General features: G+C 70.6%; 14 protein-coding genes and 1 pseudogene (1 of these 15 cut by a window edge). 5 read left to right on the top strand and 10 right to left on the bottom strand.

Annotation, left to right across the window (positions count from 1 at the left end):
- The 5 genes and pseudogenes from CED_RS00140 to CED_RS00120 all read right to left on the bottom strand — a co-directional run.
- Positions 1 to 333: pseudogene (locus tag CED_RS00140) on the bottom strand (hypothetical protein) (it extends 186 nt beyond the left edge of the window).
- Positions 334 to 516: 183 nt separating this feature from the next.
- On the bottom strand, positions 517 to 2,019 hold the full coding sequence (locus tag CED_RS00135) for an NAD(P)/FAD-dependent oxidoreductase (protein ID WP_011435427.1): 1,503 nt from the start codon (positions 2,017 to 2,019) through the stop codon (positions 517 to 519).
- A 650-nt stretch (positions 2,020 to 2,669) separates the two neighbouring features.
- Positions 2,670 to 3,713 carry an SDR family NAD(P)-dependent oxidoreductase gene (locus tag CED_RS00130; protein ID WP_035908035.1) on the bottom strand — a complete coding sequence of 348 codons (1,044 nt, stop codon included), beginning with the start codon at positions 3,711 to 3,713 and terminating at the stop codon, positions 2,670 to 2,672.
- A 105-nt stretch (positions 3,714 to 3,818) separates the two neighbouring features.
- The gene (locus CED_RS00125) at positions 3,819 to 4,958 is read right to left on the bottom strand and encodes a sensor histidine kinase KdpD (protein ID WP_035908032.1); all 1,140 of its coding nucleotides are present in this window, start codon (positions 4,956 to 4,958) and stop codon (positions 3,819 to 3,821) included.
- A gap of 64 nt (positions 4,959 to 5,022) precedes the next feature.
- Positions 5,023 to 5,781 (bottom strand): response regulator, encoded by a 759-nt coding sequence (locus tag CED_RS00120; protein ID WP_369807763.1) that lies wholly within the window; start codon positions 5,779 to 5,781, stop codon positions 5,023 to 5,025.
- A gap of 197 nt (positions 5,782 to 5,978) precedes the next feature.
- Between CED_RS00120 and CED_RS00115 the strand changes: the two genes are divergently transcribed.
- From CED_RS00115 to CED_RS00105, 3 genes are all read left to right on the top strand, one after another.
- Complete coding sequence (locus tag CED_RS00115) at positions 5,979 to 6,659, top strand: glycosyltransferase family 2 protein (RefSeq protein ID WP_035908027.1); 681 nt, start codon at positions 5,979 to 5,981, stop codon at positions 6,657 to 6,659.
- 11 nt (positions 6,660 to 6,670) lie between these two features.
- Complete coding sequence (locus CED_RS00110; protein WP_035908245.1) at positions 6,671 to 7,378, top strand: DUF2064 domain-containing protein; 708 nt, start codon at positions 6,671 to 6,673, stop codon at positions 7,376 to 7,378.
- Positions 7,372 to 8,097: a methyltransferase domain-containing protein gene (locus tag CED_RS00105; protein ID WP_011435433.1), complete on the top strand. Its 726-nt coding sequence runs from the start codon at positions 7,372 to 7,374 to the stop codon at positions 8,095 to 8,097. Before CED_RS00110 ends, CED_RS00105 begins: the two co-directional genes overlap by 7 nt.
- Here CED_RS00105 and CED_RS00100 read toward each other — a convergent pair.
- Both CED_RS00100 and CED_RS00095 read right to left on the bottom strand, forming a co-directional pair.
- Complete coding sequence (locus tag CED_RS00100) at positions 8,030 to 8,515, bottom strand: hypothetical protein (RefSeq protein WP_235186819.1); 486 nt, start codon at positions 8,513 to 8,515, stop codon at positions 8,030 to 8,032. The two genes, CED_RS00105 and CED_RS00100, sit on opposite strands and share 68 nt — an antisense overlap.
- On the bottom strand, positions 8,512 to 9,630 hold the full coding sequence (locus tag CED_RS00095) for a molybdopterin-dependent oxidoreductase (protein WP_235186818.1): 1,119 nt from the start codon (positions 9,628 to 9,630) through the stop codon (positions 8,512 to 8,514). The genes CED_RS00100 and CED_RS00095 overlap by 4 nt, the downstream gene beginning before the upstream one ends.
- Before the next feature lie 247 nt (positions 9,631 to 9,877).
- Here CED_RS00095 and CED_RS00090 point away from each other — a divergent pair, with 247 nt between their 5' ends.
- Positions 9,878 to 11,353 carry a glycosyltransferase 87 family protein gene (locus CED_RS00090; RefSeq protein WP_035908023.1) on the top strand — a complete coding sequence of 492 codons (1,476 nt, stop codon included), beginning with the start codon at positions 9,878 to 9,880 and terminating at the stop codon, positions 11,351 to 11,353.
- A 155-nt stretch (positions 11,354 to 11,508) separates the two neighbouring features.
- On the opposite strand, the gene CED_RS24525 is transcribed toward CED_RS00090, so the two are convergent.
- The 3 genes from CED_RS24525 to CED_RS21795 form a co-directional block, all read right to left on the bottom strand.
- The gene (locus CED_RS24525; protein ID WP_160323931.1) at positions 11,509 to 11,664 is read right to left on the bottom strand and encodes a hypothetical protein; all 156 of its coding nucleotides are present in this window, start codon (positions 11,662 to 11,664) and stop codon (positions 11,509 to 11,511) included.
- A gap of 11 nt (positions 11,665 to 11,675) precedes the next feature.
- Positions 11,676 to 12,479 carry a metalloregulator ArsR/SmtB family transcription factor gene (locus tag CED_RS24135; RefSeq protein ID WP_084680657.1) on the bottom strand — a complete coding sequence of 268 codons (804 nt, stop codon included), beginning with the start codon at positions 12,477 to 12,479 and terminating at the stop codon, positions 11,676 to 11,678.
- An 844-nt stretch (positions 12,480 to 13,323) separates the two neighbouring features.
- On the bottom strand, positions 13,324 to 13,635 hold the full coding sequence (locus tag CED_RS21795) for a hypothetical protein (RefSeq protein WP_063613394.1): 312 nt from the start codon (positions 13,633 to 13,635) through the stop codon (positions 13,324 to 13,326).
- Between the two features lie 205 nt (positions 13,636 to 13,840).
- Here CED_RS21795 and CED_RS00070 point away from each other — a divergent pair, with 205 nt between their 5' ends.
- Positions 13,841 to 14,917, top strand: a complete 1,077-nt coding sequence (locus CED_RS00070; RefSeq protein ID WP_139341523.1) for a hypothetical protein — start codon at positions 13,841 to 13,843, stop codon at positions 14,915 to 14,917.
- The last annotated feature ends 62 nt before the right edge of the window (positions 14,918 to 14,979 follow it).

Genomic DNA, 14,979 nt, shown 5'->3' with positions numbered 1-14,979 from the left:
GGNGNNNNTCNCCGCNGTCNNNTTCCCGCGTTNCCCCGCCACTACCTGGAAGCCCTTGCCGGTTTTGACCGTTGCCTCACCGTGTACGCCGCCGCCGGCCCAGATGCCGCCATGGGGANGCAGCCCGTCGTGGGAACGCAGCCGGGCCTCGGCGAGTCGCGGATGGTCGCCCAGGAACGTGTGGTCGGCTGGGGTGGCTGCTGCGCTGGCAGTCCGGTCCGAGGCNGCGGATGCGGCTGTCCCGCCGAACCCGAGCCCGACCCCCAACCCGAGCCCAAGCAGACCCGCTGCGGCGACCCCAGCACCCCATCGTCCGGTCAGGAAGCTGCGCATCTGTGTCGTCCTTCCGCGTCGCGTCACTACGCCGCGAACCGGTCGTCGGCCCTGAGCGGCGGCGATCGGCCGGGCGCCGCGCGCCACGGCGGCACGCGGTCGGAGCCCACGATGCGACAGCGAGATGTGAGCAACATGCGAGCGTGGTGCGAACCACGTGGAAGGCCGGATCCGCGCTACGCGCTAGACCCGGGACGGTTGCCGGCTGTCCTCGCCCTTGCCCTCGCCCTTGGCCTGCGGCTGCATCGGCACGATCGTCCGGGCCCCCGTCCAGGACGGCGCCTCCTGACTCGCGTGCGGGGGCAGGGAGGGCGCGAAGTCCGTTCCGAGGCGTTGGACCGCGACCCGGGCGAAGATCTGCTGCTCGGTGACGGTACGTTCCGACCGGCCCCGGCCGATGAAGCTCACCGTCCAGTGAAGCAGGGTGGTCAGCCGGTGCTTGAACCCGATGATGTAGACGAGGTGCACGGCCAGCCAGACGAGCCAGGCGAAGAAGCCGCTGAACTGCACCTTGCCAATGCTCGCCACCGCGCTGAACCGCGAGATGGTGGCCATGCTGCCCTTGTCATGGTATTCGAACGGCCGGCCCGTCTGCTTGCCGGCGACCCAGGCCTGGATCTCCTTGGCGGCGTGCCGGCCGCCCTGGATCGCGACCTGCGCCACGCCGGGCAGCCGGTTGAGGCTCGCCATGTCCCCGATGACGAACACCTCCGGATGACCCGGCAGGGTCAGGTCGGGCAGCACCTCGATGCGGCCGGCGCGGTCGAGCCCCGCACCGGTCTGCTCGGCGAGCTGTCGGCCCAGCGGGCTCGCGGCAACGCCGGCGGCCCAGACCTTGCAGACCGAGTCGATGCGCCGGCGGGTGCCGTCGCTGTCCTCGACGTCGATGCCGGTCGCGTCGACATTGACGACCTTGGCGCCCAGCTGCACATCGACGCCGATCTTGGTCAGCTTGTCGGCCGCCTTCGCGCCGAGCCGCTCGCCGAACGGCGGCAGGACGGCGGGTGCGGCGTCCAGCAGGATGACTCGGGCCTTGGCGGGGTCGATGCTGCGGAAGTCCCGCCGCAGGGTCCGGCGCGAGAGTTCCGCGATCTGCCCGGCCATCTCCACGCCGGTGGGGCCCGCCCCGACGACGACAAAGGTCAGCAACCGCTCCACGTCCGCGGGATCGGTGGACGCCTCGGCGAGCTCGAACATCCCGAAGATCCGGCCGCGCAGCTCGAGCGCGTCGTCGATGCTCTTCATGCCCGGGGCGTGCGTGGCGAAATGGTCGTTGCCAAAGTACGACTGGCCCGCGCCCGCGGCGACGACGAGGCTGTCGTAGTGGTGCACGGTCGTGCGACCCAGCAACTGGGACGTGACCGTTCTTGCGTTCACGTCGATGGTGGTCACCTCGCCGAGGACGACCTGCGCGTTGTCCTGCCGGCTCAGTACCTCACGGGTGGTCGGGGCGATCTCGCCCTCGGACAGGATACCCGTCGCCACCTGGTAGAGCAGCGGCTGGAACAGATGGTGCGTCGTCTTCGCGACGAGAGTGACCTCGACCGGTGCTTTGCGGAGGGCCTGCGCGGTGAACAGACCTCCGAAGCCAGACCCGATGATCACTACTCGGTGCGGGGAGGTGCTTCGCTCCTCGAGCCGTTCCGGTTCGCCGGCCTGCCCTGTCTGGGCGCTGTCCGTGGTCACGATCCTTCTCCGCTCAGCCTCTTGACTCCGGCGGTGCCCCTTGGCGCCGCGAAGACCATATACCTGATGGTGCCGGCCCCCGGCTACTATTTTCCGCCGTATATCCGAGATGGGATCGTGTTTATCGTCACCTCCTGTCGCCGGATAGCATCGACGGGACATGTGGCATGCAACACAATTCGTGGGCGATTGATGCCTCGTCGAGTGATACGCCCAGTTCGGAGTGCGACCATGGGTGGGCACTGAAGATCGTGTCTGACCGGAAGGCGGCGGCGCAGGGCCGAACGGAAATACGGCGAACCGGCCCCGCGGACGCGGACGACCACCCGGTCCCTGGGCCCCGACGGCGGGGATCGGTCTGGCCAGAGCTATGATCATGTTTTCTTCGTGCGGTGGATTTGACCGAGTGCACTTTCCGGGGGTCCGGTTTAGCGCATCAGTCTATTCGGACACTGCTTTCACCACCTGCACCTTCATTCGGTGCTCGTTCTTTGACGTGACGTTCGCGTCCTGCACGTTCACGGGCAGCGTTCACGGGCAGCGTGTTCGGCGGATGCATCTTCGATCTCATGAAGATGGTCGGCGGGGATTAGTCCTTCGTGGGTCTGCCCCGAGCGGGCCCGGGGAGGATTGCGGACCCGGGGAGAATCTCAGTCCCGCAGCGGATCATGGGCAAAGGCCCGCATCCCCTCGGCGAAGTCGACCCGCGGCCNGTAGCCGAGAAGATCGCCTGCTCGGGCCGAGGAGGCTGCGATATGGCGGACGTCGCCGACCCGGGAGGNGCCGGTCACGACGGGCCTCGGACCGCCGAAGGCACGAGCCAGCGCGTCCGCCATGTCCCCGACGGTGTGGGGATCACCGGAGCCGATGTTGAGGGGAACCAGCCGGCCAGGTGCCTGCGGCTGGCCGGACGCCAGCAGGTTAGCCCGCGCGACGTCGTGGACGTGCACGAAATCCCTCAGCTGCCGGCCGTCCTCGAAGACCCGCGGGGCCCGCCCGTGTTCCAGCGCACTGCGGAAGATCGACGCGACGCCGGCGTAGGGGGTGTCCCGGGGCATCCGCGGACCGTAGACGTTGTGGTAGCGCAGTGCCACGGCGGTTCCGCCGGTTTCCGCCGCCCACGCCGCCGCGAGATGCTCCTGGGCGACCTTGGTCGCCGCGTACGCGTTGCGGGGATCCAGGGGGGCGTCCTCGTGGACCACGATGGGCGCGAGCGGCCGGTGGCACCGTGGGCACGGCGGCTCGAAACGGCCCGCGTCCAGCTCGGCGGCCTGCCGTGGTCCGGGGCGCACTGGTCCGTCCGTCGGGCAGCGGTAACCACCCTCGCCGTAGACCACCATGGAGCTCGCCAGGACCAGTCGCCCCACCCCGGCGCGGGCCATCGCCGCGAGCAGGACCGCGGTGCCGAGATCGTTGTTCGTGGCATACGCCGGAAGGTCGTCCAGATCAACCCCCAGACCCACCATGGCGGCCTGGTGGCATACGACATCGATCCCGCTCAGTGCCTCGGCGACCTGGTCCCGATCGGTCACGTCCCCAACGATCATCTCGGCGGCGTTGTTGACCTGGGGCTTCGTCCGGTGCACCGCCGGAAGCAGGGCGTCGAGGATCCTGACCTCGTCGCCCGCCGCGACCAGCGCGTCAACAACGTGAGAACCGATGAAGCCGGCGCCACCGGTGACGAGAACCCGCATGACGCTGACGCNAACGGTGCCGGGACGCGCCGGATCTTACGAACCACGGAACGTCTCCAGCCCGGCCCGGCCCGTGCCGTCGCAACCCCGGGCGGCGTCCGGACGTCAGGACGTGGGGAGCGCGACGACGAAGCGGCAGCCCTCCCGATGGTTGTGCACGGTGACGTCGCCCCCGTGCGCCTCGACGATGCCACGGACGATCGCGAGGCCGATCCCCGACCGCATCCGTGGCTGGTGCGGATGGTCGTCACCACCGGGGGTCCGGGCCGACTCGCCCCGGAATCCGAGGTCGAACACGCGGGGCAGCTCCTCCTGCGGGATGCCGCCGCACCGGTCCGCCACGGCGAAGACCGCCCGGTCGGCGTCCGCGGTAGCGGTGATCTCCACCGTTCCGTCGTCGGGGGTGTGCCTGATGGCGTTGACGAGGAGATTGGTCAGCACGCGCCCCACCTCGGCCGCGTCGGCGTCAACGTACCCGGCGTGGTCGGCCCGCCCGTTGACGACGACTCCCTTGGCCCGCGCGATCGGGTCCACCGCGGCGATCGCGTCCGAGACGACGTCGGCGACGCGCACCTTCTCCAGGCTCAGCCGCAGCGCACCGGCCTGCAGCCGGGCCAGTTCGAACAGGTCGTCGACCATGCCGGTCAGCCGCTCGGCGTCGGCGAGCATCAGCCGGTGGTAGCGGGCCGTCGTCTCGGCGTCCGTGACCAGGCCGTCCTGCAGGGCCTCGGCCGTCGCCCGGATTCCCGCGAGCGGGGTTCTCAGGTCATGACTGATCCAGGCCACCAGCTCGCGGCGACTTGCCTCCAGTGCCCGTTCCCGTTCCCGCGCCTCGACGAGGCGGACATGGGTCGCGTCCAGGGTCGTCGCCAGCGCGCCGAGCTCGGCGGTCGGAACACGGTCGGCGCCGTGATAGCCCGGCTCGCCCAGGGCCGCCGTCGCCCGGGTCAGCGTCCCGATCGCCGCCACGACCGGGCCACCCAGGCGCACCGCGGATGCCGACGCCACCACCGCCGACACGACCACCACGATGAGCACGACCCGCAAGTCATGATCGGAGAGGAACATTGCCTGTGCCGTGCCGGCGACCCCCACCGTCACCGCGACGACCGGTATCACGCTCAATGACGCTGCTGTCGCCCACAATGGCCGCCTCCGGAGCGCCCGCAGCAACGGCAGGCCGGTGAGCGCGGCCGCCGTCGAACAGCCGAGCGCGATCCCCATGNCCTCCAGGTCGGCGTTCATCGGGGCCTCGCTCTCGCTCGCAGCCCGCCCGTGGGGTCGTCGTCCCGCCGCACCGCCTCGGGTCTCATCCTCGGTGTCGTCCCTCGTCCGGTGCCGCCACCTGTCCGGTGGGGGTGCTGTCGGGGCGCGGGGTGCTGTCGGGGCGCGGGGTGCCGGGATCGTAGCGGTACCCGACCCCCCACACCGTGACAAGCATCCGGGGCGCGGTCGGATCATCCTCGATCTTCTCCCGCAGTCGACGGATGTGCACGGTGACCGTCGAGGGGTCGCCATAGCTCCATCCCCACACGTGTTCGAGCAGCTCGCCCCGGGTGAAGGCCCGGCCGGGCCGGCGCNGCAGGAAGGCCAGCAGATCGAACTCGCGCACCGTCAGCCCGAGCGGAACCCCGTGCCGGGTGGCGGTCCGCGCGGCCGCGTCGACGACGAGGGTGCCGGCCCGCAGGACGCCGGCTTCCGCGCCCGGCNCCGTCTCGTTCGCCCGCCGCAGCACCGACTGCACGCGCAGGGTCAGCTCCCGCGGCGAGAACGGCTTGGTCACGTAGTCGTCGGCGCCGATCTCCAGACCGGTGATGCGATCCGACTCGTCGGCACGTGCGGTCAGCATGATCACTGGTACCGGTCGGTGCGCCCGGAGCCGGCGGAACACCTCGATGCCATCGAGACCGGGCAGCATCAGGTCGAGGACGACGAGGTCCGGTGGGGTTGTCTCGGCCACCCGCAGGGCCGTGGGTCCGTCCGCGGCGCGGTCGACGTCGAAGCCGGCGTTGCGCAGGTAGCGGTCAACCACCTCGGAGACGAGGGCGTCGTCGTCAACGACGAGCACACGGGCCACCCAGCCACGATAGGTAAGGCGACGGCCGTCCCGGCCATGATCGGTTCGGATGTCTCCGCTTCGTAATGCTCCGCTTCGTCGTGCTCGTCGTGCTCGTCGTCGTGTCCGTGCCGAGCCGCCGGACGGGACCCGGGCATTCCTTGTTTCGTAAGGGTTGATCACGCGCGGACGGCACTACAGTCCCGATCATGTTCACGCAACGTAGTGGGATCGGGGCCTCCGTCGACGTCGTCCTGCCCTGCCTGGACGAGGCCGGGGCGTTACCTTGGGTGTTGGACCGGATGCCCGTCGACTATCGGCCGATCGTCGCGGACAACGGATCGCGCGACGGCTCCCGCCAGGTGGCGCTGGAACGCGGGGCGGTCGTCGTTGACGTGCCCGAGCGCGGCTACGGCGCCGCCGNGCACGCCGGGCTGCTCGCTGCGGACGCCGACGTGGTCGGCGTGTGCGACGCGGACGCATCCCTCGACCCCGCCGAGCTTCCCGGTCTCGTCACGCAGTTGCTGGCCGGCCGGGCCGATCTGGTTCTCGGTCGCCGTCGCCCGACCTCGATGCGGGCCTGGCCGCCGCACGCCCGACTCGGGAACGCGGTGGTCGCCGGGCGGCTGCGCCGGCACGGCGTTCCCGTCCATGATCTGGGCCCGATGCGGGTGGCCCGCCGGGAGGACCTGCTCCGACTGCCCGTCGCCGACCGCCGGTTCGGCTATCCGCTGGAACTGCTGCTGCGGGCGGCCCAGGCCGGTTGGCGGATAGTCGAGACCGACGTGGCCTACACCCCTCGGGTCGGGCGCTCCAAGGTGACCGGGACACCGCTCGGCGCCGCCCGGACGGCCCGGGACATGTCCGCCCTGTTGGCGAGCCTCCGGTGAGGCTGCTCGTGATGGCGAAGGAGCCGGTACCTGGGCGGGTCAAGACCCGCCTCACGCCGCCCCTGCGCCCGGACCAGGCGGCGGCCGTCGCGGCGGCCGCGCTCGCGGACACGCTGGCCGCGGTTGAGGAGCTGACTCGCCTGCCCGGGTTCGACGCACTGCGCCCGGTCCTCGTCCTCGACGGCGCGGTCGGCCCATGGCTGGAGACCTCGTTCGCACGAATCCCGGCCGGACGAACCCCGGGCGGACGAACCCCGGGCGGACGAATCGCGATCGAAGTGATGCCGCAGGTGTCGGGGCCGTTCGACGTCCGGCTCGCCGCCGCCTTCGACGCCGGCACCGAGCCGACCCTGCTCATCGGGATGGACACTCCCCAGGTGACCGCAGCCCTGCTCGCCTCCGCCTGCCACGCGCTGCACGCGACCGACGCGGTGTTCGGTCCCGCCGCGGACGGGGGATGGTGGGCACTCGGCCTGACCNCCCCCGACGGCGATCTTCTCCGTGGCGTGCCGACCTCGCGCCCGGACACCGGCGCACGGCAGCGGGCCCGCCTGTCCGAAGCCGGCCTGACGGTCACAACCCTGCCGACGGTGCGTGACGTCGACACCATGGCCGACGCCGACGCGGTCGCCCGGCTCGCGCCCGGTGGACGCTTCGCCGCGGCGCTGCGCGCCACGCACGGGGATCGCATCGCCGCCGGCCGGGCCACCGCGTGTTGACCGGCGTCCCCGACGGCCGGTGGGGACCGACGACCGTCTACGAGGCGGGACTGCGCTCCGCCGGTGGACAGCTGTGGATGCGCCGTCCCGACGGGCGACGCGACCCGCTGCCGGTGAACCGCTGGCGTGGCACCCTGTCCCCGGCGGCGTCGACCCCGCCCACCTGGTCCACCTGGTCCACCGGGGCGCTGTCCCCCGGGGATCTGTCGTTGTTGCGTCACTGCGGCGGCCCGACCCTCGACGTCGGCTGCGGGCCCGGCCGGCTCGCGGCCGCGCTCGCGGCCCGCGGGGTGCCGGCCCTCGGCATCGACGTCGCGCCGTTCGCGGTGCACCTTACCCGGCGGGCCGGTGTGCCGGCACTACGGCGGGACGTGTTCGGCCGGGTGCCTGCCGAGGGACGATGGGTCGCGCTGCTGCTTGCCGACGGAAACATCGGCATCGGCGGCGACCCGACCCGGTTGTTGCGCCGGGCCGGGGAACTCCTCGCCCCCTCCGGCCGGGTGCTCGTCGAACTCGAACCGCCGGGCACCCAGACCGGTCCGATGCGGGTCCGGCTGGAGGACGCGACCGGCCGGGTGTCGCGGCCCTTCTCCTGGTGCCTGGTGGACGGGGACGATCTGACCGGCATCGCGCCGGACGCCGGACTGCTGATCACCCGGACCTGGTGCGACGCCGGTCGGCACTTCGCCGCGCTGCGCCGGCGTCTCCCGACTGGATGATTCCCCGCCGGGCGCGGACCGCCCGACTCACCATGAGGGCCGCCGCGCCGGCCCAGACCACTGCGAGAACGAGCGCGAGGTTGCGTCCGTACGGCAGCGGGTTCACCGTCGGGTTCCCAGGGTCCCCGCCGTAGCCACGCCACAGCGGTAGCGACGACAGGGCGACCGCCGCATTCACCAGCAGTGCGCCCTGTGCGACGGACCGGTAGGGCGGTGGGACCAACCGGGTGAGCAGGAAGCCGACGAGCATCGTCGCGGGCACGAGCAACGCGTCATGGACCAGGACCCCGCCGATCAGCCAGACCACGGTGTTCGGCGGCCGGGTGGCCTGCTGGTGGGTGAGCACGCCGTCGACCCCGTAACCGATCGCGGCCAGCCCGGCCGCCACCGCGACACCGCGCAGCACGACGGCGTTCATACCATCACCACCCGATGTACCCATTTCGTCTGGAGGACCCCGGGCCGGTTCGGCGCGATGAGCCGGGCCGGATAACCGTGATCGAGGTCGAGGTCGGCGCCGTTCACTCCGGTCGCGAGCAGGGTCAACGAGTCCCGGGCGTGCGAGGGGTTGACGTCGCTTGCCCGGTAGCCCCCGCGGGCCTCGAGGGACTCGACCCGGACCGTCGCGTCGGCGGGGATCATGGCGGCGTCCAGTAGATTCCGCAGCCGCGGCCCGTGCCAGGTGGCGTCCGCGGCCCATCCCTCGACGCAGGTGATCGGCAGCTTCGAGCTGTACCGACGCAGCGCGTGCAGCTCCTCGATGGTGTACACCACCCGGCGCGGACCGACCACCTCCAGCCGGTACCCGGGGTCACGGGCGAGGGAGGTGACCCGCGCGGCTCGCGCCGTGCGGTTCACCGGGAGCCCCTGCGGGCCGATGTCGGGCCGCCGCGGCGCGAGCAGGTCCAGCCGGGCCAGGCCCGGAACCGACTGACCGGCGGTCGTCGCCACGATCACCCCGGCGGCGGTCCCCGTCGCGAGGCCGAGGCCGCGCCGCGTCAGACCGCCCGTCCCCGGGGCGGCGCCGGCCATGGTGGTGGTGGCCATGGTGGCGGCGGCCAGGTGCGCGCGCTCATGGCGNCGACGGCCCACATTCGCCCGGATGACGGTGAGCTTCGCGACGATGTGGAGGACCAGCGCGCCGATCGTGATCCAGGCGACCCAGTAATGGGTCACGGTGAAGAAGAAGTGGAACCGGTACCACTGCGCGATGTTCGCGATGCCCGTGCTGAGCTGGAAGATCGCCCCTGCGATCAACGGCACGATCGTCATCCGCTNCACCGCATGGGCGACGGAACGGATCGGGGGCCATTCCCACAACAGCGGATACACCGTCCACAGCTTCGCCAGCAGCAGTGGGACGCTCGCGAGTCCGGTGGTCACGTGCAGGCCCTGGGTCACCCGGTACAGCCAGGCGGGTCGGGAAGGCCATTCCAGCCAGGACGGCGGATGCTGCATGAAATGCGATACCAGCCCGGTCAGAAAGCATGTTCCGAAGGCGATCCCGAGCCAGACTCCGAGGAGAGCCGCCATCCGTGGATCGTGCAGCCGACTGGGGAATGCGTTTTCGCGCAGGGGGCCGCGCCGCAGGACCGGGGGTGGTTCCGGCAGCTTTTCGGTCAGNAGACGAGGTAACCGGCGGGGCAACCAGCGGGGCAACTGTCGCACGAATGCACGGTAGGTCGCCGGGACCACTCGCGACCGAGGACCGGCATTACGGAACGAGGAAGGCCCGGCGCGGTGTTCCCGCGCCGGCGCTGCGCCTGCCAGTCTCGGGACCATGCCCAGAACCCGCACCGCGCCACGCCTCAGGCCCGCCCTGGCCCTGGTCGGGGCGGGTGTCGGGCTCGCGGGTCTGCTCGCGACGCAGTGCGCCGTCCTTGCGGCGCCGGGATACCTGCCTGGCCGGGCAGGGGNGCTCTACCCCGTCATGCTCTGGTGGGCGCTCGGTGTCGCCACGGCCGCGCTGCTGGTCCACGCGGCCCCGCGCCGGTTGGCCGTCGCCATGCTGCTCGGCGGAATCGTCGCCATCCACGCCGTAGCGGCCACCACCGGCCCGCAGCTCTCCGACGACCTGTACCGCTACGCCTGGGACGGTCGGGTCCAGGCCGCCGGGATCGACCCCTACCGGTACGGCCCGCTCGCTCCGGAACTGGCCCGGCTGCGCGATCGCTGGCTGTTCCCGGATCCGGCCGGATGCGCGGCGATCGGGCGCGGCCCGCACTGCATCCGGCTGAACTACCCGCGCGCCCACACCATCTACCCGCCGGTGGCGCAGGCGTACTTCACCGCCGTTCATGTCCTGCCGGGGCCGCCACGCGAACACAAACTCCAGCTCTACGCCTCGCTGATGTCCCTGGCGCTGGTCGGGCTGATGATGCGGATGCTGGTGGCGCGAGGCCGCGATCCGCGCCACGCGGCCTTCTATGCGTTCTCGCCGCTCGCCGGCCTGGAGATCGGTTCCGATGCGCACGTCGACGTCCTCGGGGCCGTGCTGGCGCTCAGCGCTCTGGCGGTCCTCACCGCCCGGTCCCGCCCGCTGCGGACGGGGGTCGCCGGGGCGCTGCTCGGCGGCGCGGTAGCGGTGAAGCTGTACCCGGCGTTGCTGCTGCCCGCGGCGGCCCGGCGCCGGCCCGTCACGCTCGTCGGAGCCGCCGCCGGGGTGGTCGTGCTGTCCTACCTGCCGCACATCCTCGCCGTCGGCACACAGGCGCTGGGCTTCCTCCCGCAGTACCTCGACGTCGAGGGCTACGGGGAGGGCAGCCGCTTTCTCCTGCTCGCCGGGCTGCTGCACCTGGACGGATCCGCAGCGAAGGCGGCAGCGGCCACCCTGCTGGCGGCGGTCACGGTCGCCGTGCTGCGGACCGATCCACAGCGGGTTCCCGTCGAACGGGCCGCGCTGTGGCTGGTCGGTGCCGCGTTCCTTGTCGCGACCCCGGTCCAGCCCTGGTACGGGGTGCTGCTGGCGGCGCTCGCCGTCATCGCCGGGCGGCTGGAATGGCTCGCCGTCGCCGCGGCCGCGCACCCCGTCTACGTCTCGCTGTTCACGGATCTGCCCGGTGACGCGTGGACTTTGCGGGTGTATTCCTACGCCGTCGGTGGTGGCGTCGTGCTCGCCGCGACCGGTCTGCGCCGGTGGACCGGCCGACGGCTGGCGGTCGACGAGCGCGCTGCCGCACCCGCGGCCCGATCCGTCGTCGAACCCCGGCCCGAGTCGTCACCGGGCGCAGGGACTGAAGGGCAGGTGAGGGTGTAATGGCGGGCTCGTTGACGAGGCCGGCGAGTACGAGGCCCTGCTCAGAGCTTGGTCGGCGCGGGNGTGGGNCGCTTGGGNTCCCGCCACGCCACGATCAGGGACTGGATTGAGAAGGCCCTTCCCTGAAGACGACGAGCCCTCGGCCCCCGCGCCGTTTACTCTTGGAGTTCGGCGGCTCTGCGCAGGAGTTGCTGGGCGACGTCCCGATGCTCCGCGCCACTGTCCTCGGCGATGACCGCGACCGCCAAGGCCGCGAAGCGCAGCATGCCGACCCGGGGTCCGGGCGGATCCGGTATCTGTCGGACACACACCGCTGATCAACTTACGCTGCATCGCTTTCGGGCAGGCTTGCAGCTCTGCCGAAGGCTTCCTTGATCTCGGCCTCCACCTCCCCGTGGATATCGGAAGCGTTGGTTTCGGTCTCGGGGTAGCAGCGGCGTCTGAAGTCCGCCCAGACCTCGAGATTGTCGGTCGTCACTTTGAAGGACATCCTGCTTTCGTCGCCGCCGACATCCTTGGCCCGCTGGCTCGAGATTGCGAGATTGTCGGTTTTATTGCCAATTGTAAACATTTGCACGATCCAGCCAGGGTCGTACTCGTGGAAGGTGCCGTAGATATCGACCTTCGAGTCCCCGATGAAACGGAGGCGCCAACGTCCACCAGGTCTGGGGTCCCAGAACATGATCCTGACCTGCGTCTCAGGCGGCGCAATCCATTGCACGTACAGCTCAGGATCCGTTCGGATACGGTGCAGCTGCCTTAGGGGGAACGGGAATTCTCGGACAACTACGAATTCTCCCGGGGCCGGGTTAGCTGTCCTTATGATCTCTCCGGTGATATCGTTGTTCTTGGATCTGAGGCGAGAGTTGTAAAATTCCTCGATCCACTGGGCCGCTGGGCCGAGCGCATCCTCTTCGAGACGTACCGGGCTGCGGTGGCCACCTCCAGGGCGGCGGATCAAGCCGGCTTCCTGAAGCACCTTGAGGTGCCTGGAGACCGCCTGGAGGCTTATCCCATACGGCTTGGCGAGCTCACCGACTGTGGCGTCATTTTCGACAAGTCGCTCGACCATGTTACGACGGGTCGCGTCTGCAAGAGCCGCGAAAATTTTGGAATATTCAGTCATAATCGTACCCAATCAACAACATTATCAAAATTTCTCAATCAAGATCAATCGGGCGTCTCNGCCTGCGAATAATACATATTCAGATGTAACTGGCCAGAGGTGCCGCTTGATTGACAGTGACGGATGGTTGCGCGGCGGCGGTGAGGGCTGGGCTGTTTTCGGGCAGCGACGGGCGGCCCGTGGTGAGACGAGCGAGGGCGTCGAGCGCGCCGAGGCCGTTCTTGCGGGCTGTCGAAGATAGCTGTGCAGAGCACAGAAGTGGCGGATCCCAGCGAGCGAGCGCAGACGGCCAGAGATCTTCTGTCTCAGTTTTGACCATGCGAATTATCCGGGCGGCCTCAAGAGGTCGGTGCATCGACAGCTATAGATGTTAGCATATCATCGAGGCAACTGGCGGTGGTTTGTTGTGATGGGCAGTTCGTGATCTGTGATCTACGGGGGTAGGTAGAGGCAGAGCTGGTGTCCGGCGGCGAGCGTGTCGATCAGTTCGCGGGGTGTGGGGCATCGGGGCGGTGTGCCAGGACGGACCGGGTGCGGGCTGTCGCCGGCTGGGCTGGGTGCGGGCGGCTTGGCGGGGGTGTCGTGCCAGCACAGGCTGAACGCGCAGTTCACCAGGGTCCAGTGGCGGGCGATCGCGGTGGCGGAGCGGACCTGGAAGTCGGCCCAGCCCAGTTCGTGTTTGACCTGCTTGTAGTCCGGTTCGACCCAGCCGCGGGCGGCCCGCGGTGAGACGAGCCGCCCTACGACGAGTCCTCGGCCCCCGCGCCGTTTACTCTTGGAGTTCGGCGGCTCTGCGCAGGAGTTGCTGGGGGGTGCGTCTTTTTGAGAGGTTGGTGATTCCGGGTCATTCCGGTCGTGCAGGGTGGAGTCCGAGGTCGGGGATGCTGGCGGGGTCGTAGCGGGCGAGGTGGTGCTCGGTGAGGTAGCGCTGCTTGTAGTAGGTCAGGTAGGTGTTGAGGTCGCCGTTGATGACGACGGCGCGGAGCTTGAGGATGTCCTCGGCGCCGTCGGGGGACCAGCGGGCGCCGGTCAGGCCGAACCGGTCTTCGATGATGTGGCGGCAGGCGCCCTCGATGAGGCCGGTGGCGATCGGCCAGCCGTTGGCGAGGGCTTGGTCGTAGCGCATGTGCTGGTGGTTGTCGGTCAGGTAGGTCACGGCCCGGTCGACGTCGGCGAGGTCCTGGTCGCGGGTGCGCGGGTTGTTCCGCCNCTTCGCGGCGAGCGAGGCGAGGGTGGCGGCGACCGGCTTGGCGCGGCCGTGCAGGAGGCGCAGTAGTTGCCCGTCGCCCCAGTCGCTGACCTCGGTGGGGGTCTTCCCGCGGTTGAGCTGGACGGGCGGCCTTGCGGACGTATTCGGCGGCGTGGATGTAGTCGATGATGACCGGGACGGTCAGGCCGCGGGTGCGCGCGTGCTCGCCGATGGCGGTGATCTGCTGCCTGTTGCCGTCGACGAGGAAGATCCGCTGGTGCAGGTGCAGGGGGTCGCGCCAGTCGGCCTCGTCGAACGCCCGGCCGATCACGGCGGGGATGTCGTCGGTGATCGACGCGGAGACCCACGTGTCGCGCGCGGTGGGTCCGGGGCGTTCAGCGCGGCGGGCGGGTGGGGCGGCGATGTCCTCGGGTTGGCGGACGGCGGGAGTGAAGGTCGTGACGGCGACGATCTCGGCCATCTTCTTGATCCCGGGATGGGTGGCGTCGCTCCTGGCGGTGGTGCGGTGCTCGGGGCGCAGCGCGATGCCCTTGCCGTCGGCCTGCGTCATCAGCACGTCGCCGGCGGCGAGGTCGCCCGCGGTGGCGGCACGCAGGTCGTAGAAGTCGCTGACCCAGCGGGCCAGGTCGTGGGCGAGCTGGGCGAGTTGGGCGCGCCCGATGGTGACCCCGGTCCTCGCGGTGATGACCTGCTGGGCCTGCCCGTAGCCGCTGGTCCCGAGGTGGAAGGCCGCCAGGGCGCGGATCCCCAGCGAGTAGGCGTCGTCGGCGAGCGCCCAGCGGGCGTCGGCCGGGTAGAGGTTCGCCTCGCGCCGGTTGCGGTAGGCGAGCCGGGACGCCCGGACCGGGCCGAAGACGCTGATCACGCCCCGGTCGTGGCTCTTCTCGACGCCGCCGTGGCGGATCCCGGCCGCGGACACCAGGTGGCTGACGCGCTGTTCGCGGGCGGCGTCGAGGGCGAACGTGGTCTCCAGCAGCGTGCGCAGCAGTTCGCGGCCGTCCGTCTCGAGCGTCTTCTCCCGGTCGCCGTGATCCAGGGCGGCGGCGCCGTCGACCGCCCAGCCGATCAGCGAGGAGCACCGCTCGATCGGACCCGCGAGCAGAGCGGCGGTCTCGGGGTCCAGCGGGACCCTGCCGCCGTCCTCACCGACGCGCTCCACCGTCACCGCAACCGCCACCGCAGGGCCTCCGTGACCTGTCTGGGACAAGGGCACCAACGTCGCCCATGATCCCGCGAACTGGACGGCAGTCGACGANCCCGGCGACGAAGNCCCNCCCCGCCGGTGCTTCC

Origin of the sequence: Frankia sp. CeD (genome assembly GCF_000732115.1) — a bacterium.
In the GTDB taxonomy this organism is placed as follows: Bacteria; Actinomycetota; Actinomycetes; order Frankiales; family Frankiaceae; genus Frankia; species Frankia casuarinae.
The sequence above is the reverse complement of the archived record's forward strand: the minus strand, read 5'-3'. Positions and strand labels throughout refer to the sequence as shown.